This window comes from Pseudomonas sp. FSL R10-1339 (assembly GCF_009600545.1).
GTDB lineage: Bacteria > Pseudomonadota > Gammaproteobacteria > Pseudomonadales > Pseudomonadaceae > Aquipseudomonas > Aquipseudomonas bubulae.
The window spans coordinates 238575-259753 of sequence record NZ_WIVQ01000001.1 but is presented as its reverse complement, the minus strand read 5'-3'; the positions used below and the strand labels follow the sequence as shown (position 1 = coordinate 259753).

The following is a 21179-nucleotide window of genomic DNA, read 5'->3' as shown; positions in this document are numbered from 1 at the left end:
CAGGCTTGCGGCATGAAATCGACCCCCCAAGCCGCTCGAAAACTCCTGCACTTATTTGCCTGTGGCCTGATCGTCGGACTCCTTGCGGGGTCGTTCGTATACTTGCGTGCCGTGTTCAACGAAGAGGTCTCGCAGCGCCGCAGTTTTATGAACGAGGCGGTGTTCAATGCCCAGGATTTTTTCGTCAGCCGCCAGACGCTTCTCAAGAGCCTGGTGCTGGCCACTGTGCCTGATCATCAGGCAGGCCAAACGGTCGCCGGTATTGATCCACAAGAAGAGGTCAACATCAGCCAGGGCAGTGAGGCTGGCCACTGGAACCTTTGGCTGACCCGGCGGATGATGGATTATTTGCACGAAAGCAAAGTCAATCTGTTGTATGTGCCGCAGACGGATAAGCCCAAAGTGGTGTGTTTGTTCGACTCTTCAGGCAACCTTGAACCGCTGCCCAAAGTGGTGTTGCAGCGGCTGCTTGATGAAGGGGCCAAGGCCTATTCATTTGGTGATGATCTGTGGCTGACCGACAGCAAGGTCCTGAATGCCCCCTTTTATTTATTTTCCCGACTCGATAACCGTAACCTGTCTTCCGGCTGGCTGGGCATTGAGGTCGAGGTTCCGGATCTGGTAGAGGCCTTGCGCAGTGAAAGTGCCGGTGACTTCATGCTGCTCAACGGTCAAGGCCAGATTCTGTTCACCAACGCCGCACAATCCACTCTCGTCAATTCATTGCAGACGCTGGAACCCAAGAATTCATTTGGCTTTATCGGTAGTGGCTGGTTGCCCGATAGCCTGGCAATCACGAAGAAGCTGGGCTATTCGGGCTGGCAAATCGTTTATGCCTTAGATATCAAATCTCTATTGCCAGTTTTGGGCGGGCCTTTGTTGGGCTGTGTTTTGTTGTTTATTGCCGTCTGCATCGGCTTGCGATTACTGATTGTGCGCATTGATCGGCGCCTGATCACCCCGGGTGAGAAACGCATTCAGGCGCTGGTTGAAAGTGAGGCGTTCAGTCGTGCCGTATTGCAAGTTGCACCGATGGCCCTGTGTGTAATCCGGCGCACAGACGGCACCGTGGTACTGGAAAACTCCTTGTCACAACAGTGGCTGGGTAACGGCACTGAGCGCAGCAAGTTATGCCATGGCTGGATTTCACGCGCGTTCGATGAATGTGACTTGCGCAACAGTGATGAGATCGAAATGGAGGATGGCCGTCTTCTGTACCTGGCCTTTGCCCCTACGCGCTACAAAAGTCAGGACGTGCTGATTTGCGCGTTCAGCGACATCAGCGCACGTAAACAGATTGAAGTAACCCTCGAACGTGCCCGGCAACTGGCGGACCGGGCCAATGAGGCCAAGACTCTGTTTCTGGCAACCATGAGCCACGAAATCCGTACACCCCTGTACGGTGTTTTGGGCACGCTGGAACTGCTGGCGCGTACCGAACTTAATGATCAGCAGAACAACTATCTCAAGGCTATCGAACGCTCATCCGGCAACTTGTTGCAGCTGATTTGCGACGTGCTGGATGTGTCGCGTATCGAGGCGGGTCAGCTGCAACTGGAGCTCAACACCTTCAGCCCTCTTGAGCTGATAGAAGAGGTGGTCCTGGGCTACAGTGGCGCAGCCCAGGCCAAGGGCCTGCAGTTGTTTGCATTGATTGATTCAACGGTGCCCGAGTGGCTCAGCGGTGATGTCACCCGCATCCGCCAGATCTTGAATAACCTGCTCAATAACGCCCTGAAGTTCACGGACTACGGAAAAATTGTCCTGCGTCTGAAAATGGACAGCCGTGATGATGAGCGCGTGATGTTGCACTGGCAGGTTTCCGATACTGGCAAAGGTATTGCCCATGAAGAGCAGGCTCATCTGTTCGAGCCTTTTTATCAAGTGGAGTCTGCGAAAAACGTGGTCGCCGGCACCGGGCTGGGCCTGTCCATCTGCAAGCGCCTTATGCACTTGATGAACGGCACCATGCGTCTGGTCAGTGAGCCGGGATTGGGTAGCAGTTTTACCCTGCATCTGCCCTTGGTGCAGGTTAGCGAACCGGCGCGTTTTAGCCCTTTTGGCGAGTTGGCTGCCCGCGTTGTTTATGTGGTTTCCCCCGTGCGCGAACTGGCCGAGTGTTATTGCGCCTGGTTACGCCGTTGGGGTGCGCGGGCTCATCTTGGGGCGCCGAAACCAGGGGATGCATCCGATGCTGCTGTTTTATTGGAGCTGCATCCCGGCGCTGCCCGGCAATTGCTTGAACCTGGCTGGACAGGCCCGCTGGTGGTAGCCGCCAGTGACATGTCGGTAGCTCCCGCCGTTGAAAACCCTTGCTGGCAAGCGGACCTGAGCAGCTTGCAGGACGTCTATCGTGCCCTGTGCAAGGCCCAGGGCATGGGTATTGGCAGCGATCTTGAGCCGGGTACGGTGAAGACGGAACTCAAGCTCGGTTTGCGCATTCTGGTTGCCGAAGACAATGTGATCAATCAACTGATTCTGCGAGATCAACTTGAAGAGTTGGGTTGCACAGTGACATTGGTCAGCGATGGACTGGAAGCACTCGAGCGTTGGCGCGACGACGATTTTGATCTGCTGCTGACCGACGTCAACATGCCGAAAATGAACGGTTATGAGCTGGCGGCCCGGTTGCGGGCCATGAACATAACGCTGCCGATCATTGGTGCAACGGCCAATGCCATGCGTGAGGAGAGCGAGCGCTGTCTGAATGCGGGGATGAATCACTGCCTGATCAAGCCTTTTACGCTGCACACCCTATACAACTGTCTTCAGCACTTCTAAAGGAGGATCCAGTGAAGCCCTATCGTGTACTGGTCGTTGAGGATCACCCTTTTCAGCATGAGTATTTGCTGAACGTTTTCAATGAGGTGGGTGGCTTTACAGTTGACACCGTTTGGGATGGCGATGGCGCGCTGGAGTGTCTGGCGCGTCATGACTATGACTTGCTGCTCAGTGACTTGCTGATGCCTGTGATGGATGGTGTGCAACTGATCCAGAGAGTTGCCGCCCTGAAAAATAAACCGGCGTTGGCACTGATGAGCGCCTCGTCCCGGCGCATGCTGATTAGTGCGGGGTTGGCAGCAAAAAACCTGGGTATTTCAGTGATTGGCCTGATCTCCAAACCGGTCGAGTTCAATGCGGTACAGCGCTTGAAAGAGCGAATGGAGCTTTTCCGCCTTAACGGTGATACGGACCCCTCACTGGCCATTGAAGTCGACCCGCAGAGTATCGAATTGGCCATGGCCAACGGGCAGATTCAAGCATGGTTCCAGCCCAAGAAATCCCTGCGCAACGGCAATATTCTCAGTGCAGAAGCCCTGGTGCGTTGGGTGCATCCCGAGGCCGGCTTGTTATTGCCCAAGGACTTTCTGACCTTGTTGATCAGCCACGGTCTTGAAGAGCGGCTGTTGTGGCTGATGCTGGAGCAAACACTTCAAGCCCAAAGACAATGGCGAGAGCAGGGCTGGGATATTCCGGTTTCAATCAACTTGCCCACGCATTTGCTGGATAACCATGCGCTCGCCGACCGTCTGCGCGACGCTGTGATTGCTGATGGTGGCGAGCCACGCAGTATCGTTTTTGAACTGATGGAGAGTTCAACCACAGAAGAGCTCAGTAATTACTATGCGGGAGCTTGTCGTTTGCGCATGATGGGCTTTGGCTTGGCCCAGGATGATTTTGGCAAGGGATTCAGCTCTTACTTCAATCTGGTTTCCACTCCATTCAGTGAGCTCAAGATTGACCGGTCGCTGGTACATGGCTGTGTCGAAAACGAGAATCTGGCGTCAGCACTGCGCAGCCTTGTTGAACTGAGCCGCAAGCTGGGCCTGACAGTTGTCGCCGAGGGCGTCGAGACACAGGCCGAACTCGAGTTTCTACGCAGCATCCAGTGTGATCAAGTGCAAGGTTTCCTTATTTGCGGCGCTATATCGTGCGCCGACTTTGAAACTCTTTTACTGGACGATAGCTCTAAGCCATCACCGGGGTAGCTGAGTGCGGCGCCACGGGTCTTGTTCTGCGCTCGATCTGTAGAAACCGGGGGCGCCGGACTTGCCATGTCATCAATGTGGAGCCAGGCAATGCGCGAATTAAAGGTAGTGATTGCCGACGATCATCCAGTGGTGGTATTGGGGCTTCGGGAAATGATTCAACGTGATGAGTATTTCTCCCTGGTAGGCGAGGCGCTGAGCTCGTCGCAGTTGGTCGAGCAGTTGCAGTTGCATCAACCCGAACTGCTGATTACTGATTTCAACATGCCAGGGGATGAAACCTATGGCGACGGGCTGCAACTGATCGAGTACATCATTGAGCATTTTCCCGGGGTCAAGATCCTGGTGCTGACAGTCATGAGCAATCATCTGATTATCTCGCGCTTGCTGGAGCTGGGTGTGGCAGGCGTGATTGCTAAAAGCCATATCCGCGAAGAAATAGGCAAGGCCCTAAGTGCGTTGGCCAACGATCGGGACTATACGGCCCCGGCTGCTCCAGCCATCTCTGTGGTGACTAACCCCAAAGTCATTGATGAACGTTTCTCCACACTTTCACCCCGTGAAGTTGAGGTGCTGAGGCTGTTTGTTGCGGGCAATAGCGTGGGTGATATCGCCCGCCAATTGAACCGCAGCGTTAAAACCGTGAGCACCCAAAAGGTGGCTGCGATGCAGAAGCTGGAAGTGCTTAACGACCATGCCTTGCTGACCTATTGCATCAAAGCGGACCCCTTCGAATAGCTGTAGTGCTCTTCCAGTGCAGGAGTCATGTTTGCCATGCCGCAAATGAAAGTCTTATTGGCCGACGACCATCCGATTGTGTTGATGGGCGTGCGTGAAATCATTGAGCGTGACCCGCGTTTCAAGGTTGTGGGCGAAGCAATGAGTTCCTCGGAGTTGATCGACAAAATTTCGTTACTCAAGCCTGATGTGATTATTACCGACTACAACATGCCGGGTGACGATCAATATGGTGACGGCACTCGCCTGGTGGAGTACCTGCGCCGGCATTTTCCCGAGCCCAAGGTATTGATCCTGACCGTTATAACCAATGCACAAGTACTGACCTGGCTGTATGAGCTGGGTATCAGCGGTGTCATTTCAAAGAGCGCTGGGCTTGAGCAGATCCTGGTGGCGCTGGACGCGTTCTATCGCCAAGGGCACTACCAGCAGGACCAGCCGCAAGGGGCCTTGAGTGAGGACGCCGATGACCTTTCGCAAAGGCTCAGCCAACTGACGGTCAAGGAGTTCGAGGTCCTGCGTCTGTTCTCTACGGGGGTGAGTGTGAGCGATGTCGCGCATAGCCTGAACCGCAGCATTAAAACCATCAGTACCCTGAAGATTTCGGCGATGCGCAAACTCAATGTCGACAATGATCAAGCGCTGCTGATCTTGTGCGTCAAGGCCAATCTTTTTGCCTGACGCAGCGGTTTACAGATAGATCATTTCCATCAATAGCGTTGAGCTGTAACTGCCGATTGCGGGCAGCTCCTCCCCGGTCTTGACCGGCCGCACTGAGAGCTGGAGCTTGAGCCGCGTTTCTTCAACCGGGAAGATCAATTGCTCGCCCAGCTTCAGGTCAATCACTTTCAACGTACTGGTCATGTCGCTCAGGCGGGTTTTCAGCCCCAGTCTGTCGAGCGTGGTGCGCAGTGTGCTGCTGTCAAAAGCACCATTGCCGGCGCTGAAACGCAGGTGTACCTGGCTGCCTTTGATGCATTGAAAGTCCAGGCTGACATCGGTCCAGCCGGTGATGTCCGAGTTCAGCGAGTTGAGGTTTGTCTTGGGGATATCCACGCTTTGCGAGGCCGGGAAGTTGGCTGTGCAGGGTGGTTTTATCAGAGTGCCGCCCACCTCTATCAGGGCGGCATCCTCTGCACAGATGGCCGGGCTGAGCAACAGCGCTGCGGTGGACAGCATCGCCACCCACAGGCTCACTCTGGCGAGCATGGACATCTCACAGGTACTCGATACTGATAACAGCCGAAGTGCTGAATGCACCCTCGGTCAACGCACCAAGGGCAATCAACTTTGCTTTCATACTCAGGTCGACCGTGCCGCTCTGGTTGGTCAGGTTGCGTTTGGTCCCGGTAATGTTGGCCGCCGTGCTGTCGCTGTTCCAGAGCAATGAATAAGCCAGATTGGTTTTGCCCGTTGAGGCCTGTGTGGTTGAGCCTTGAATCGTGCGGGCTGCCAGAATGCTCACCGCCAGTACCGAGTTGGCCGGGCAGGTCATGGTGAGGGGGATGTCGATCAGCGCGGCATCGGCCACCTGGTCATAACGCAGGCTGCCGAAGTTGGCGGTCAGCGTCTTGCTGCTGGTCAGGTTGCAGGGCGGACGCGTCAGGGTGCCGCTCAGGTTGATGGTCACAGTGTCTGTTACGGCGTTGGCGGTCGAGCTGAGCAGGCCTGCGAACAGTGTCGCAGCCAATGTCAGGGATAATTTCATGGTTGAGCTCCTTACTTGATCAGAGATAGGTGATGTTGAGGGTGTACTGACTGTAAAAATTTCCGGTAGGCGAAACACTGGTATTCAGGCGCGGGCGAAAACCAAGGCTGATGTTGTTGCTGCCATTGGTCAGCGCCAGCGTGCGTGGGCTGTTGAAGCTCACTGCCGTGTTGGTGTCAGCCCAGGTGGCAGCCATCGACAGACCGGCCAGAGTTGTGGCTGAAACGCCCGGGCTGCCGCTGATGGCCGCCTGGGTGGGTACCAGCGTGGCGGTCGCTTGCGTACCGCGAGTGCAATTCATGGTGATATTGGCAATTTGCTGCGAACTGGCGAAGTCATTGCTGCTGAGTGTGCCAAAGGGCAGGTTGAGGGTTTTTGCCGAGCCCATCGAACAGGCGGGCTGGATGACCCGGAAGCTGAGAATGACGGTCTGCAAGTAGTCGCCGTAAGCCTCATAACCTTGGATAGAGGTGTCTGTGAGCGTGACACTGACCATGTAGTTGCCAGGCGTGACGGGCGCCGTTCCATAAAGCAGAACGTTGTAGGAAAAGGTGTTGCCCACGTACAGCTGCACACAGCTCCACGGCATGCATGTAGTGGTCGCAGTCCCGATGGGCAGCTCGGGAACCATCAGTCCAGAGTTGGTATGAAACACCTGGACCTTGCTGCCTCTGCCCTGGTTGTAGAACTGGCTGTGCTGCAATGACGCGCCAAAGGGAAACCAACGGGTAACCCGGCAGTTGGCTGTCATGTTGGCGGTATAGCTGGTGGATGGCGCAAGGTCGCCCAGCTGAATGATGCCGGTGGTGCCCGTAGGGGTGCATGCGAGGTTGTTTTCAATCAGTGCAAACGCTTGCTGACTGACAAGTCCCAGCAACAGGCAGAGCAGCAACAAGCAGACTTTGACCAGCCCCGGACGAGATGATTTGACGTTTGATTCATGCATCGGGAGTACCTTGAGTGTCTGGCGATTTGGCATCGCAACGGATGGTCAGTTGCCCGATGCCAGTCTCTGACAGGTTGTAGGTGTTCAGGTCCAGGTCCTTGGCGCACCAAGGCTGGCCGTTGACGTTGATCAGCAGCCGCGCCTTGTCCGGCACGCCAGTCATAAATACCCGGCCCTTGTCGGCTACCATCGCGCTGCTCAGCAGAGTGCCCTTGGGGTCATACAGCTGCGCTTCGGCGGCGAAAGGGGCGGGCTTGCCAGTGCTTGAGCTGACGCTGACCAGCAGGCGGCGGCCGTTATGGGTTTCGAAGTTGGCCAGGACAAAGGCACCACGATTGGGGGTGACTTCCTGTACCAGGTTGGCAATGTCGGTGTTGTCCGACAGTGAGTCAGTGTTGAGCGATACCTTGTTTTTGCGGTACGGCTGCGCCGAGGGAATAATCGTGTAGCCACTGCCGTTGGTCTTGATCCCGCTCTTGGTCAGCACGCCCACATCGGCGGCGCCGGGGGTGGCGACAATGATGTTGGTCTCGCCCAATGGCTGGGTGAACATCACGGTATTGCGGATGGCAACCACGCCGCCTTCCACGCCATAGTCCATCTGACGGGTGTTCTGATCCTTGTTATAGGAGCCGTGCCAAATGGCATTGGCCGCGTTGTAGCGGGCCGCCACCGAGCCGCCGAGCACGCGGTCATCGTCACTGATCTGCTGATTGATGCTCAGGTTGTACGACAGGGCATCGTCCTGCAGTTGCGAGCCGCTGAAGGTGGCATTGCGGCTGGCATTGCCGGCGGAGTCCTGGTTGGTGCTCAGGCCGATGCGGCTGCTGCTGCCCGGGCTGCCCAGCGGCAGGCTGACGCTCAGCGACACGCTACGGATGTCGTCGCCCATGCCGCTGTTCTGTGACAGCCCCAGGTTGTAGGAGGCGCTGGCAACACTGAAGCTGTAGCCCAACTGAATGGAGGTATTGCTCTTGGCCCGGTTCCAGTAATCGGTTTTGGTCAGGTTGGCGTACATGCCGCCCCAGGTACCGAATTGTTGCGATACGTTGGCGGTAAAGCTGCTTTTCATATGGCCGGTCAAATAGGGGGAAAACGCCGCACTGTTATTCAGGGTTTCATCGACATAGGGCTCTAGCGAGTTGTTGGAGCGTGCGTTGATTGCCTCGTTGAAGCTGTAATAGCCGCTGGTGGAGTAGCGATAGCCAATCAGGCTGAAGCTGGTATCGGTCAGATCGATGGATTTGGAGTACCGGAAGCGATATGACTGGCCCGACAGCGTTTTGGCGTCTGCGCCCATGTCTTCGCTGATGGCATGGGTCACGTCCAGGGAAATCGCACCAAAGCCGGCAAAGTCGTGGGCAAAGCCAAGCAGCGCCGATTTGTATTGTTCGCTGACGATGCTGCCACCGAACAGCGTGGTGCCCTCGGTCAGGCCGCGGCGATAGGTGCCTTGTACAAAACTGGGCTTGGGCGAATTCTGCGCGCCTTCTGCCGGGCGATACTGGCCTGCGGTCACAGCGTAGCTTTGCTGGCCTTCACGCAACATGTAAGGCACAGAGGCAAATGACTGGATGTAGACCTGGCGCTCGCCATTGGGGCCTTCGATGGTGACTTCGATATCGCCGTTGCCCGCGGTCGAGTACAGGTTCTTGAGGGCGAACGGGCCTGACGGCACCCACTGTTCACTGATGACATAACCGCGCTGGCGCAATGTCACCAGCGAGCGGCCGTTGGCAACCCCACGCACTACGGGGGCAAAATTACGCGCATCATCGGGCAGCATGTCCAGATCAGAAGCGATCCCCACGCCGCGGTAAGAGATGGTGTCGAACAGATCGCTGTCGGTGGCGCTTTCACCCACCGTGGCAATGGCCATAAGGTTGCCCAGGTCGCGCTGGACATAGGTGTCCACCGATTTCCAGCTGCCGTCGACGTTAGTGCCTTTTTGCCAAGTCGAGAAATTGCGAAAGCGCCAGGCGCCGCTGTTGAACCCGCTATGAACACTGCCGAACTGGGATTGGCGGCTGCCGAACTGGTTCTCGTAGTCGCTCCCGGAAAAACTGTAGTTGGCGAAGGCCACCTGCTCGCCATCGCTCCAGGTCTTGCGCCGGGTTTCAAACGGCACGCTGCCGATATACGCCTGGGGAACCTGCAGGCTCAAATGCTGCTTGTTGAAGTCGTAATCGTAGGTGACGCCGGTAAGGTCACGGTTGAAGTACACGCAATTGTCGGCGCTGATGTCCGCATTTTTCAGGCGTGTGGGGTCAATTCCCAAATCCATCAGGGCCTGAAGGCTGAAGCAGGGGAACAGGCCGTTGGGAGTCGATATCTGGCTCGCGGTTTCTCGCACAAAGTGCAGGTCGCGCTGCTCCACAAGCCGGTCATCCACTGACAGGTCTACCCGGTAGATCCCCGGAAGTTGACCCTGGCTCATGGCTTTTACTTGCTCGGCCACTTCGCTCGAAGCGTTGCCGCCGCCAATTTCCAGAAAAGAAGAGTCAAAACTGTAGTCTGCATGCACTGCGGTTGTTGCAAGACCTGTAGCCGCAACGGTCATCGTGCTCCAGCACTTTACTCGGCGCGCGAAGGCGCACATGCGCAATCGCAGCATGAGGGGGTCCTTCCATTCAGCGGATTATTCAGTGATCAATGTGGGGTAACGGGTGCGGCCTTGACTGTGCTGCCGTACTCGTTGATGTAGCTAAGTTCTAGGCTGTCGCTGTTTTTCAGCGCTATCGGAGTGGTGACGGTGCTGCCGGGCTTGATAACCTCGGGCATGCCTTTGCTGGCGCTGTTGTTGACCAGCAACTCACTGACCACTACGTTGTAGCCTGACGGGTTATGCACCGCCAATTTCCCGCCTTCGGTCCGCCACTGAAGTTTTTCAACAGCTTCGGGCAATGTGCCCTTGAGGTTGGCAGGGCGATAAAACAGTTTGATCGTGGTCTTGAGTGCTATTTGCAGCACGTTCTGGTTACGCTGTTCCTCGCTCTTGGCCGGGATGGCTTTGACATTGAGCAAAAACAGACTTTCTTTGTCATCGGGCAGGTTCTGAGCGTTGGTGGCAATGATGCGCAGAAGGTTCTGGCCCTTGGCATCCAGGCGAAACAACGGCGGTGTGACAATAAACTCATCGGCGCTGGCGTCGCGGTCATCGAACGGGCTGACCCACGACTGCACGAGATACGGCACACCGTCATCACCCGAGTTTGAAAGTGCAAGGTTGGCTTCTTTCTCCTTGCTTTGATACACAACGCGCGTAGAACCCACGTTGACGCCTGCATGAACCTGGGGCAGCCAGAAGCTTGCTGCCAGTGCCAAAAAGGCTGCAACTTTTAAACGCATTAAGATGTCCTCTGGTTAACGCCAGAGCTCGCGATCAATCGCGATCAACCGCGAGCTCTTCGTTAAATGCATAAATTACTTGTAGGTAACGTCGAAACTGGCCAATGCATTGACTTTACCGGTGCCGATGCCACGCACACCCGGGGTCTCACCCGAAGCTGCGGTGTCGGCAACCAGGCGAACATAGGATGCGGTGAAGTCGAAGGTGTTGGACTGCGGACGCAGAACGTAATCGTTGCTGGCCGTGTTAAGTGGCAACTTGTTACCGGTGCGCGCGTCGTTGATCTGGATACCAACGCCGGGTACCTGGTTGTCACCGGTCATGCCCAGCACGGTTGCATCAGTGCCAGCTTGTTGGCCGCTGAATTTGATGGAGGCGTTTTTCAGGGTCGAGCCGCTGCAGTTTTCCAGCGAGATCGAAAATGGTGTGGCGCCAGCAGTGGCGACAGCCCCTACAGTGTTAGGGAAGTCGGCAATACGGACCTGGCCCATATCAACCGCTTTTTTAACGCTTTCGCTGTTGATGGTGCATGCGTTGTCGTTGATAGTGCCGGTGAATTCAACCTGACCATCAGCCGCTTGAGCGGTAGCAGCAGCCATTACGATCAGCAGCGAAGAGCCACAAAGCGCGGTGTATTTGCCAAATTTATGAAACATGAGAGAAGCCCTCTACAAACCAATGATGTGTGATTTCCATTATTTAATGCCCCCCCTGCCAACGGCTCGCCGCGGCAGGTGATGCAAAGGATGCAATTGCCAGAGGAGAATCCCCATCAGACAATTCCTGTTCGGCTTGCTCAGGCCATTTCGAGGGCGCAGAAGTGGCGGCGCAAGGCTCGTGGCGAGCGCAGTGGGGGCTGGCGGATAGTGCAATGTGTAACCCTTTGGCTAGCAACAGGCTTGCCTATTTCCTCCCAGGTCATCGACGGCGCTAAATCATGAAGCAAGCTAAGGTACGTCTCGGTGCGCTGGCACTGAGCTCACTCAGACTTAACAAACTATTGCTCCTGCTCACTGGGTTTGCCCTGCTGCTGGTGAGCATGAGCTATTGGGCGGTTAATCGAGTGCTGAAGGAGGAGGGCGAGAAGACGGATTTTCATTTCGCGCGGCTGATGGAAAGCATTCATGAGCATGAGACCTTTTTGCGTATTGCCGTTCAAAGCTACAGTCAGGCTAATGAAAACCTGCTGATAGATAGCCAACCGCACTAGCACGAGGTACTGATCCGTCAGGGCGATGAGCGCTTGTTCCAGAACCGTGACACGGCCAAGTCATTGCCCTTTACGGTGAGCCAGCGAGACAAGTTCACCCATGCCGAAATGCAGGGCGTCTACTCGCTCGGTGTGCAGTTGACCGACCTTTTCACGGCTTACTGGTCCGATTCCCACTATGTGGCGCCGCAGGTATTTGTTTTTTCCCCCAGCGATCAATTCACTATTGCGGTGCCCGGTATTGAGGGCACGCGGCAGTTCCCCCTGTTGCTCAAAAGCAACTTTTTCGATGTGACCAAACGTTTGTACGATGAACTTATGGTGCATCGCCATGCCCTTGGCAGTGATGAGCTGATCTGGATAAAAGCTCCGCAGGACCTGATTCAAAAGCGCAAGTACATTGTCGGCGCCGTCGGGCTGAATCTGTCACGCAACTTCATGCCACCTGGGGCTGAAGCCAATGACCTGGTGATCCTGAACGCGTTACTGGACGTCAGCGATATCGGTGATCTGGAGCGCTTGCTGATGCACCCCACCAACAGCCGTTTGACCCTGATCTCGCCTGCCGGCGATGTATTGCTGGGGGACGCCGGGGATGTCGAGGATCTGCCCCTGGGCTTGAGCATTACCCGCGATGGTCTGCGCTTCAAGCTGAGTTCGGGCGGGGCCACGCCCTGGGTCGGGTTGTACGCGATCAGTTATCAGAACTTCTTTGGCTATGCCAAATGGCCTTTGGCCGGCGCGGCGGGCCTGCTGGTATTGTTTGGGCTGATCGGCTGGCGCTTCAACCGCTGGTACCGCAAGCAAATCATCGAACCTGCCCAGCGTGCCAGCCAGTCCCTGGCCGAGAGCGAAGAATTCAATCGGGCCATGCTCGACAGCGCACCCGTGGGGTTGTGCGTGGTCGAGCGCAGCACGGGAGAGATCCTGCTGGAAAACCAGAGGGCGCATGAGTGGCAGGGTACCCCTGAACTGATTGCCCTGCTGAAGCGCGATTATGGTGAGCACGAACTGGGAGAGGTCCAGTTGGAAGTCGCGGGGCGCTATCTGCAGGCCTGTTTTGTCTTTACCCGTTACAAGGGCAAGAACGTGGTGCTCTGTGGTTTCAACGACGTCACCCGGCATGTGGATGACGCCAACCTGATGGAGCAGGAGCGGCGTTCGGCTGACGAAGCGAGCAAAGCCAAAACTCTGTTTCTGGCAACCATGAGCCATGAAATTCGTACGCCTCTATACGGGGTACTGGGCAATCTTGAACTGCTGGGCCTTACGTCTCTGAATGAGCGCCAGCGTGAATACCTGCAGACCATTCAGCGGTCGTCTACGGTGTTGTTTCAGTTGATCAGTGATGTGCTGGACGTCTCCAAGATCGAGTCCGGGCAAATGGCTGTCGAGGCCAAGTCCTTCTGTCCGCTGGACTTGTTTGAAGACTGTGTGCGCAGTTATTCAGCCGCGGCGAGCAATAAGGGCTTGAAGATTTTTGCCTGTGCCGACGCGCAGTTGCCGCCATTGTTGAGTGGCGATGCGGTACGTATTCGGCAAATCATCAATAATTTGCTGAGTAACGCAATCAAGTTCACCGACACCGGCTGGGTTGTCTTCAGGCTCAAGGTGATAGGCATCGAACAAGGGCAGGCCGCGTTGCAGTGGCAGGTTTCCGATACCGGCGTGGGGATCAGCGAAGGGCAACTGACGCGCCTGTTCAAGCCCTTTTCCCAGGTGGGTGGCAGCGAACGTGCAGGCGGTGCGGGGCTGGGCCTGTCCATTTGTGCGAGCTTGAGCGAGATGATGGGCGCGAATTTGCGGGTGGTCAGTGAACCGGGGCTTGGCAGCAGCTTTTCGTTGCATATGAGCTTACCGGTTATCGCCGGCTCACTGGGTAGTTGTGCCGATATCGACCTTGAGGGGGTCCGTGTTTACGTGCGCGCTGCGCGCAATGATATAGGGCAGATCCTGGCAGACTGGTTAAACCATTGGGGCGCTCGCGCCCAGGTTATGCCGGCAGCGCTTCCTCCCGACTACCCTGCAATCCTGCTGGATCTGGACCCTGACCAACCGCTGACAGTGCCCTGGCAAGGTGAGCGGCTGCTGGCGACCGAGTCGGGGGGCAGCCAGCCGCAAAGAACTGCCCGTGGCTGGGAGGTCAATGCCTATGATATTCGCGCCATTGGCAGAACGCTGATGCAGATCGCCCATGGGGCTGTCCCCCAGGCGTCCGCCAGTGTGGTGCCCTATGCCGCAAAGCTGGAGTTGAATGTCCTGGTCGCCGAGGACAATCCCGTCAACCAGGAGATCCTCAGGGAGCAGCTGGAGGCCCTGGGGGCCCGGGTTACGTTGGCAGACGACGGGCAGCAGGCCCTGTCGCGCTGGAAGGAAGCGTCATTTGATCTGCTGATCACCGACGTCAATATGCCCAGACTCGATGGCTATCAGCTGACGCGCCGCTTGCGTGAGCTTGACCCGCGGGTGCCGATTATTGGTGTGACCGCCAATGCCCTGCGTGAAGAAGGGGAGCGCTGCCTGGAAGCGGGAATGAATGTATGGCTGGTCAAGCCCCTGAGCCTGACCACATTACGCCAGACCTTGTCCGCCTTGTGCGCAGCGCCTGCCGAGCTGCCTGTTGGCGTCCATGATGCCCCCGATGCACCCCTGCAGACGGATGATCTGCAAGACTGGATCAGCCTGTCGCCAGCCATGCATCGGCTGTTTATCGCCACCATGCAGGAGGATCTGGCGCAGGCTCAGCTGGCGTTGCAGCAGGGCAATACCTCGAAACTGATCAGTTATGTGCACCGGATGCACGGTTCTTTTGCCACGGTGGGCGCTGTCAATTTGGCTGAGGCCTGCAATCAGTGCGAAATTGCCTTGTTGCGTGAGCCCTTGAACCCGGTCTCGGTCGCGGCCAATGAGGTGTTGCTCGAACGTTTGCGCAGGGTGGTCGCGAGGCTGGTTGACGGGGCGTTATATCCCGGCAGCCAGTAACGTTACGGCCACGTTCAGCGGGCTTGCGGATCTGCCGGTGATCACAGTGGCCGTTTGTTGTACCTTGGAATCGTCCCTCCCAACAATAATATGGACGTTTCCATGGCCTCTAACCCTGCATTTCACGCTTCTCCCATGCCCACCCTGCTCGATGCCCTGCGCGAGCTGCTCGGTGAGCGCCTGAGCACTGGCCGAGCCGAGTGCGAGCAACATGGCCGAGGTGAGTCATACCACCCGACCTTGCCGCCGGACGCGGTGTGTTACGCCGAGTCCACGGCCGAGGTGGCGGCCATCGTCAAACTCTGCGCAGCGCAGCGAGTGCCGATCATTGCCTTTGGTGGTGGCACTTCACTGGAAGGCCATGTAGGCGCTACCCGGGGCGGGGTCTGTATCGACCTGAGCCGCATGCAGCGAATCATCGCCGTGCGCCCGGATGATCTGGATGTCACTGTGGAGGCCGGGGTAACCCGCATGCAGCTGAATGCCGAACTGCGTGCCACCGGGCTGTTCTTTCCGGTCGACCCGGGCGGTGAAAGTACCCTGGGGGGCATGGCAGCGACCCGCGCTTCAGGGACCAATGCGGTGCGTTACGGGACCATGCGCGAAAACGTGTTGAACCTGACCGTGGTGCTGGCTGACGGCCAGGTGATAAAGACCGGTGGACGGGCGCGAAAATCATCCGCTGGCTACGACCTCACGCGCTTGTTTGTCGGCTCGGAAGGCACGCTGGGGATCATCACCGAAGTCACCCTGCGCCTTTACGGTATTCCGGAAACCACCTGCGCGGCGGTGTGTACCTTCCCGACGATAGCGGCGGCGGTCAGTTCGGTGGTGTCGATCATTCAATATGGCATTCCAGTGTCACGGGTCGAATTGCTCGATGCGCGCACGGTGCAGGCGGTCAACCGTTTCTCGCACATGGGCCTGGTTGAAACGCCGACGCTGTTTTTCGAGTTCGCCGGTTCCCCGGCCAGTGTGGCGGAGCAGGTGGAACTGACCCGGGAGATTGTTGAAAGCAATGGTGCATTGGGTTTTCAGGCGGCTGGCGATGCTGATGCGCGCAATGCCCTGTGGCGTGCCCGGCACAGTGTCCACTATGCAATGCAGTCCATGCGGCCGAATGGTCGGATCTGGAGTACGGATGTCTGCGTACCGATTTCGGCGCTGACCCGGTGCATTGCCGAAACGGCTGAAGATGTGGCCAGGGTTTCATTTTTCGTAGGCATGGTCGGGCATGTCGGGGATGGCAACTTTCACCTGGGGATGGTGGTCGACCCGGGCAATGCCGCAGAACTGGTTGAAGCCGAAGCGCTCAATGAGCGGGTTGTCGAGCGCGCCATTGCCCTTGAGGGCACTTGCACCGGAGAGCATGGCATTGGTTCGGGAAAGATAAAGTTCATGCCCCTGGAGCATGGCGCCGCACTGGGTGTCATGCACCTGGTCAAGCAGGCTCTCGACCCTCTTGGGCTGATGAACCCGGGGAAAATCCTGCCCCAGGGGTGATATCAGGCCTGGGCGGTGATGTAAGCGCAGGTAATCATTGGTCTTTTTTTTATTTCGTGCTTGACGCCCCGACGGTAAAACACGTTTAATTGCCGCCTTGCCCAGATAGCTCAGTCGGTAGAGCAGGGGATTGAAAATCCCCGTGTCGGCGGTTCGATTCCGTCTCTGGGCACCACAACAGCAAAACCCCTGATGCCTTATGGCTTCGGGGGTTTTTTGTTTTCGGGTGGAGCAAATCTGTTCTGCCTATCCCTTTGTCGCCTCGTCACTCGTTACGCCTTTCAGGGTGTTTACTTTCAATAAGGCTTTGTCTTTTGAAGAGGTGGGTGCGATGAGCAATGAACAGGCAGTACCCGAGACTAAAGGCGTTACGGTCACGTTGCTGGCCACCATCGACCTTGGCCTCGAGATCGAGGGAATGGCAGGGCGCCAGCTTCGCATGCGTAAGGTGACGATTGAGCCGGGGGCGTTTTCGGGCCGGTTCACAACCATACAGACAGGCCTGGCACCGTCTATATCCTTCACGGCGTTATTACTGACCATAGAAATGGTATCGCCACGGAGTATGGCCCGGGTGTGGGCTGGCCTGAAGACAGGCACACCACGCACTGGCTTGAAAACCGGGGAGTGATTGAGGCGGTGGAGATTTCAGTCGATATCGTCAGGCAAGAATAAGCCCGCATCAGGCGGCTGCTTGATAGCCGCTCATTCGAGCGGAATCCGTAATGGGTGACGTTGTGAGCGCGCGCGTCACCAAAACCAATAAGGCAGGAACTTGGGGGTCGGTTCATTGGCCAATTCCAGATGGTAGGTAATGGCGTTAAAGAAAAACATGTCCAGTACGAGAAAAGCCGCCGCCCCAAAAGAGAATGTCAAAAACTCGCGATGTGGATGTGAATAAAGGCGTGACTCCATCCAGGGCCGAGCGGCGGCAAGAATAATCAAGCCCGTCATTGCACCGAGGTAGTTCGGTTGAACAGGGGACGCCGCAAAGTGACTATAAATAAATACAAACAGAAGTATCCCGAGGCCAATAACGGGCAGCCTCAAGCAGAACTTCAGCAGTTTGTCTCTGGTATTGGCGAATCGTTGGCTTCGATCTACAAAGATATAGGCCGCTAACAAGGAAATCGCGGGTGTGATTGAAAGTATGTAACGCGCTTTCTTGGCACTTGGAATTGTCAGCAGTACGACCACGACAAGAAACCAGGCCGAGAGATACAAGAGCATGCTTGTCGACGGTAGAGGCGACGGTGCAAAAAAATCTTTGCTCTTTCTGATGATGACGTTCAAGGCAATAAAAACGGTTACACCGTAGGTCAGCAAGCCGGCAGAGAAGTAGAAGTAATAACGAGGTGCCTGGTTACTGTCAAACCGCCCCAGCCCTTGCTTGACCAATACCTCCTGCAAGAAAGCATGTCCACCTTGTGCGTAGGCAGCCGCTATCAGCAGCAAAAGGGCAGCGCCCAGGACCAGGCCGGCGAGCAGGCAGAACACAACGAGCCTGCGCCATTGCCGGCTCAGCAGGTAATAAGAGGCGACTACACTGGCTGGGACGATCAGGCCAACAGGGCCACGGAATGCAAAGCCCAGCGCCAGGGCTGCGAGTATAAGCAGCAATCGGGATGTTTGTTTATGCTCGTCTCCTGCACAGGCCAGATAAAAACATATCACGGTAAAAAGTGCAGGGTATATATCCATTGATAAGGAGTTTACGCCGTCCAGAAATGACCAGGTGAATAGCGCGAACACAACACCATATGCGCCCCATTTCTTTTCCTGCCGTTCACCCAGCTTGTATATGAATACCAGTGTCAAGGCGGCAGCAATACAAAAAGGCGTCGCCAGTGAGAGAAGGGATACTTGGCCAAATGGCAGTGAAATCAGATAAACGAGGAGCGTATGGGTCACTGTGTAGTCGGGATAGGGCTGCAGGTCATCAGAGATTGGAAAAAGCGTCAATCCGTTCTGGAACATATAGTGGGCGAAGTCGACGAAGCGTGTTGTGTAGTTGAGCACTGCGGGCCTGTATTGCAGGGCGGCAAATAGGAAAAAAGACATTATAAAAATAACGGAGCAGGGGTATTTAAAAGTGACGTCTTTAAGTGCCTTCATATAAGCGGCTCTCCAAAAACGCGCAGGCTAGCATTGTTTTTTTTAGGTAACCCAGATTTAAAAAGTAAATATTTATTATATTAAAAGTGTCAGGGAATAGTGGGGCTACCTGTCCATTTCAGATCATGGGCTGCGAACAGGTGTGAAGCAGACTGATCCGGATCGGTCATGACGTAAGGGGGGGGGAGGCGATTTCTGGACGCAGTTGCCAGGTTATTGGCCGAGGGCTCGCAGGATGCGACGGGGAGATTTGGGAGGAGACAATAAGAAACCCCCAGACACAAGAAAGCCCGCACTAGGCGGGCTTCTTGTACTGTCTGCAGACTCATGGAGACTTCTGTAAACAAGCGTTTGGTGGCTACACAGGGACTTGAACCCCGGACCCCAGCATTATGAATGCTATGCTCTAACCAACTGAGCTATGTAGCCGATGGCGCGCATTATTCCCTCGTACGGGGGGTGTGTCAAGCAAATATCTAAAAAAAATCTTCGTTCTATCAATTGCTTAAGGTTTTACGGCGTTTGCATGGAAAGATCTTGTAAAAGAATGGCACATTGACGGATCTGCAAGCGCGCATTCACCTGTCGTACGGAAACCCAAATGGCTCTTAGCAACGCTCAAACAACTACAATCGCGTCCCCTCCAGCCCCTCAGTCAAGCCCATTGGTCATGCGCATTATCGGCGCCGTGGCCCTGGCGCATCTGATCAATGACCTGATCCAGGCCGTACTGCCGTCGATCTATCCGATGCTCAAGGCCAAATATGACCTGACCTTTACTCAGATCGGACTGATAACCCTGACGTTTCAGATGACCGCTTCGCTATTGCAGCCGTGGGTGGGTTACTACACCGACCGTCATCCCAATCCGCTTTTGTTGCCTGCCGGGATGGTTTGCACCCTGATCGGGATTTTGATGTTGTCTCAGGTCGGCAGTTTTCCGCTGATTTTGCTGGCCGCCGCCCTGGTGGGTATTGGCTCTTCTACGTTTCACCCCGAAGCTTCCCGTGTAGCGAGGCTTGCTTCGGGCGGGCGCTACGGGCTTGCGCAATCGACCTTCCAGGTAGGTGGCAATGCCGGCTCGGCCTTTGGCCCGTTGTTGGCTGCGGCCATCATCATTCCCTTCGGTCAGGGTAACGTGGCCTGGTTCGGCCTGTTTGCCCTGTTCGCCGTTGGGCTGCTGTATGTCATCAGTCGCTGGTACCGCAACCATTTGAATCTGTTCAAGCTCAAGGCCGGGCAGCAGGCGACTCATGGGTTGTCGAAGCAGCGGGTACTCGGTGCCCTGGCGGTGCTCGGCTTGCTGGTGTTCTCCAAGTACTTCTACATGGCGAGTCTGACCAGCTACTACACCTTCTTTCTGATCGAAAAGTTCGACGTGTCCGTGTCCACCTCGCAGTTGTACCTGTTCCTGTTCCTGGGCGCAGTTGCGGCGGGCACGTTCTTTGGCGGCCCCATCGGTGACCGTATTGGCCGCAAGGCGGTGATCTGGTTTTCAATTCTCGGGGTGGCGCCGTTTACCTTGCTGCTGCCCTATGCCGACCTGTTCTGGACCAGTGTGCTCAGCGTGATCATCGGCTTTATCCTGGCCTCGGCATTCTCGGCCATTGTGGTGTATGCCCAGGAGCTGGTGCCGGGCAATGTGGGGATGATTGCCGGTATCTTCTTCGGCCTGATGTTTGGTTTTGGCGGGATTGGTGCGGCCTTGCTCGGGCATTTGGCGGACATTCATGGCATCGAGTATGTGTACACCCTGTGCTCTTACCTGCCGTTGTTCGGCGTGCTGGCGATTTTGCTGCCGCGAACGAAAAAAGTCTGAGTCTGTAGTGGGGGCCATTCCCTGGCCTTGCTCCGGGCGTGCCCTCAATCATGGACCCCTCTGAGCATCCGTGGCGGGCACTAGCAGTGGGTGGCCATCTTGAGTTGTTCGCGAGCTCGCGAGATGCGTGAACGAACTGTCCCTATAGGGATTTCCAGAGCGCTGGCGGTGTCGCGATAACTGCTGCCGCTTTGCACCGATGCATACAACGTGTCGCGCATTTCGATGGGCAGCCGGTTGAAGGCAATCAGCGTGAGCTCAAGCCTGCGGTGAGTCTCAAATTGACCATACAGGTCGGGGCTGTGGTCCTGCTCATGGCACTGCGTCTCGTCGAACTCGCAATGCACCGGCCTTGCGTGCAACCGACGAAAATGATTGCGAATGAGGTTCTGGGCAATGCCGCACATCCATGTGCTGAGCGTTGCCTGGCCGTTGAAGCGTGCTTTGCTGCGCCACGCCTCCAGGCAGGTCAACTGAAAAATATCCTCTGCATCTTCGGGGTTCAGTACGCGCTTGTGGATAAACGCTTTAAGTTTTTTTTGAAGTTCAGTCGACAGATCCAGAAAGTCAGGGGCAGGGGGGGAAGCCTTATCAAGGTGATCCATTTTTTATCCTCAGGGTGAGTGCTATCGAAAATGGTTTCGACAAGGACCTCCCAAGCATCGCCTGTGCCAATTTGCGGATCGAATATAGCCATCTGATTTATATGAGCTTTACAGGTTTTTAACAGGCGCGGTTGTGCCGGATCTTGCGTAGCGGACCTTGTGCGTGCGCCAGTTTTTTCAAAAACATGCCAATGCTACTGCCAGGGAACCGCTTG

The 21179-nt window shown here is 56.1% G+C and carries 14 protein-coding genes, 2 tRNA genes and 2 pseudogenes; 9 read left to right on the top strand and 9 right to left on the bottom strand.

Annotated elements, in window-relative coordinates; translation table 11 throughout:
• Window positions 1-12 precede the first annotated feature (12 nt).
• From GHO03_RS01295 to GHO03_RS01280, 4 genes are all read left to right on the top strand, one after another.
• On the top strand, window positions 13-2781 hold the full coding sequence (locus GHO03_RS01295; RefSeq protein WP_153398912.1) for an ATP-binding protein: 2769 nt from the start codon (window positions 13-15) through the stop codon (window positions 2779-2781).
• Between the two features lie 11 nt (window positions 2782-2792).
• The gene (locus GHO03_RS01290; protein ID WP_095021239.1) at window positions 2793-3989 is read left to right on the top strand and encodes an EAL domain-containing protein; all 1197 of its coding nucleotides are present in this window, start codon (window positions 2793-2795) and stop codon (window positions 3987-3989) included.
• Between the two features lie 90 nt (window positions 3990-4079).
• The gene (locus GHO03_RS01285; RefSeq protein WP_095003207.1) at window positions 4080-4727 is read left to right on the top strand and encodes a response regulator; all 648 of its coding nucleotides are present in this window, start codon (window positions 4080-4082) and stop codon (window positions 4725-4727) included.
• Between the two features lie 36 nt (window positions 4728-4763).
• Entirely contained in the window at window positions 4764-5408 is a 645-nt protein-coding gene (locus GHO03_RS01280; protein WP_095023120.1) for a response regulator, read from the top strand.
• A 9-nt stretch (window positions 5409-5417) separates the two neighbouring features.
• On the opposite strand, the gene GHO03_RS01275 is transcribed toward GHO03_RS01280, so the two are convergent.
• The 6 genes from GHO03_RS01275 to GHO03_RS01250 form a co-directional block, all read right to left on the bottom strand.
• On the bottom strand, window positions 5418-5936 hold the full coding sequence (locus tag GHO03_RS01275; protein WP_232527630.1) for a fimbrial protein: 519 nt from the start codon (window positions 5934-5936) through the stop codon (window positions 5418-5420).
• Between the two features lie 7 nt (window positions 5937-5943).
• Window positions 5944-6435, bottom strand: a complete 492-nt coding sequence (locus GHO03_RS01270) for a fimbrial protein (protein WP_095019676.1) — start codon at window positions 6433-6435, stop codon at window positions 5944-5946.
• Window positions 6436-6454: 19 nt separating this feature from the next.
• Window positions 6455-7381, bottom strand: coding sequence for a fimbrial protein (locus tag GHO03_RS01265; protein WP_095021237.1), 927 nt, complete (start codon window positions 7379-7381; stop codon window positions 6455-6457).
• Complete coding sequence (locus GHO03_RS01260; protein ID WP_153398909.1) at window positions 7374-9995, bottom strand: fimbria/pilus outer membrane usher protein; 2622 nt, start codon at window positions 9993-9995, stop codon at window positions 7374-7376. The genes GHO03_RS01265 and GHO03_RS01260 overlap by 8 nt, the downstream gene beginning before the upstream one ends.
• 35 nt (window positions 9996-10030) lie before the next feature.
• Complete coding sequence (locus tag GHO03_RS01255) at window positions 10031-10729, bottom strand: molecular chaperone (RefSeq protein WP_095019673.1); 699 nt, start codon at window positions 10727-10729, stop codon at window positions 10031-10033.
• Window positions 10730-10804: 75 nt separating this feature from the next.
• Window positions 10805-11386, bottom strand: coding sequence for a fimbrial protein (locus tag GHO03_RS01250; RefSeq protein ID WP_095019672.1), 582 nt, complete (start codon window positions 11384-11386; stop codon window positions 10805-10807).
• 281 nt (window positions 11387-11667) lie between these two features.
• Here GHO03_RS01250 and GHO03_RS01245 point away from each other — a divergent pair.
• From GHO03_RS01245 to GHO03_RS01230, 4 genes and pseudogenes are all read left to right on the top strand, one after another.
• Window positions 11668-14922: pseudogene (locus tag GHO03_RS01245) on the top strand (response regulator).
• 102 nt (window positions 14923-15024) lie between these two features.
• A complete protein-coding gene (locus GHO03_RS01240; protein ID WP_153398905.1) occupies window positions 15025-16425 on the top strand; it encodes an FAD-binding oxidoreductase in 1401 nt (466 codons plus the stop codon).
• A 99-nt stretch (window positions 16426-16524) separates the two neighbouring features.
• Window positions 16525-16600 (top strand) — tRNA-Phe (locus GHO03_RS01235).
• Window positions 16601-16756: 156 nt separating this feature from the next.
• Window positions 16757-17100, top strand: a pseudogene (locus GHO03_RS01230) (cupin).
• 75 nt (window positions 17101-17175) lie between these two features.
• Here GHO03_RS01230 and GHO03_RS01225 read toward each other — a convergent pair.
• Together GHO03_RS01225 and GHO03_RS01220 are read right to left on the bottom strand one after the other, a co-directional pair.
• The gene (locus GHO03_RS01225) at window positions 17176-18540 is read right to left on the bottom strand and encodes a glycosyltransferase family 39 protein (protein ID WP_153398902.1); all 1365 of its coding nucleotides are present in this window, start codon (window positions 18538-18540) and stop codon (window positions 17176-17178) included.
• A 352-nt stretch (window positions 18541-18892) separates the two neighbouring features.
• Window positions 18893-18969 (bottom strand) — tRNA-Met (locus tag GHO03_RS01220).
• Window positions 18970-19141: 172 nt separating this feature from the next.
• Between GHO03_RS01220 and GHO03_RS01215 the strand changes: the two genes are divergently transcribed.
• Complete coding sequence (locus GHO03_RS01215) at window positions 19142-20359, top strand: MFS transporter (RefSeq protein WP_095003198.1); 1218 nt, start codon at window positions 19142-19144, stop codon at window positions 20357-20359.
• Window positions 20360-20439: 80 nt separating this feature from the next.
• Here GHO03_RS01215 and GHO03_RS01210 read toward each other — a convergent pair whose 3' ends face one another.
• On the bottom strand, window positions 20440-20964 hold the full coding sequence (locus tag GHO03_RS01210; protein WP_095019668.1) for an RNA polymerase sigma factor: 525 nt from the start codon (window positions 20962-20964) through the stop codon (window positions 20440-20442).
• Between the last annotated feature and the right edge of the window lie 215 nt (window positions 20965-21179).

What these genes read in the sequence shown, in the direction of transcription:
- GHO03_RS01295 (WP_153398912.1), top strand. Translation starts at nt 13, where the DNA reads ATGAAATCGACCCCCCAAGCCGCTCGAAAACTCCTGCACTTATTTGCC.
- GHO03_RS01285 (WP_095003207.1), top strand. Translation starts at nt 4,080, where the DNA reads ATGCGCGAATTAAAGGTAGTGATTGCCGACGATCATCCAGTGGTGGTA.
- GHO03_RS01280 (WP_095023120.1), top strand. Translation starts at nt 4,764, where the DNA reads ATGCCGCAAATGAAAGTCTTATTGGCCGACGACCATCCGATTGTGTTG.
- GHO03_RS01275 (WP_232527630.1), bottom strand. Translation starts at nt 5,936, where the DNA reads ATGCTCGCCAGAGTGAGCCTGTGGGTGGCGATGCTGTCCACCGCAGCG.
- GHO03_RS01270 (WP_095019676.1), bottom strand. Translation starts at nt 6,435, where the DNA reads ATGAAATTATCCCTGACATTGGCTGCGACACTGTTCGCAGGCCTGCTC.
- GHO03_RS01265 (WP_095021237.1), bottom strand. Translation starts at nt 7,381, where the DNA reads ATGCATGAATCAAACGTCAAATCATCTCGTCCGGGGCTGGTCAAAGTC.
- GHO03_RS01260 (WP_153398909.1), bottom strand. Translation starts at nt 9,995, where the DNA reads ATGCTGCGATTGCGCATGTGCGCCTTCGCGCGCCGAGTAAAGTGCTGG.
- GHO03_RS01255 (WP_095019673.1), bottom strand. Translation starts at nt 10,729, where the DNA reads ATGCGTTTAAAAGTTGCAGCCTTTTTGGCACTGGCAGCAAGCTTCTGG.
- GHO03_RS01250 (WP_095019672.1), bottom strand. Translation starts at nt 11,386, where the DNA reads ATGTTTCATAAATTTGGCAAATACACCGCGCTTTGTGGCTCTTCGCTG.
- GHO03_RS01240 (WP_153398905.1), top strand. Translation starts at nt 15,025, where the DNA reads ATGGCCTCTAACCCTGCATTTCACGCTTCTCCCATGCCCACCCTGCTC.
- GHO03_RS01225 (WP_153398902.1), bottom strand. Translation starts at nt 18,540, where the DNA reads ATGAAGGCACTTAAAGACGTCACTTTTAAATACCCCTGCTCCGTTATT.
- GHO03_RS01215 (WP_095003198.1), top strand. Translation starts at nt 19,142, where the DNA reads ATGGCTCTTAGCAACGCTCAAACAACTACAATCGCGTCCCCTCCAGCC.
- GHO03_RS01210 (WP_095019668.1), bottom strand. Translation starts at nt 20,964, where the DNA reads ATGGATCACCTTGATAAGGCTTCCCCCCCTGCCCCTGACTTTCTGGAT.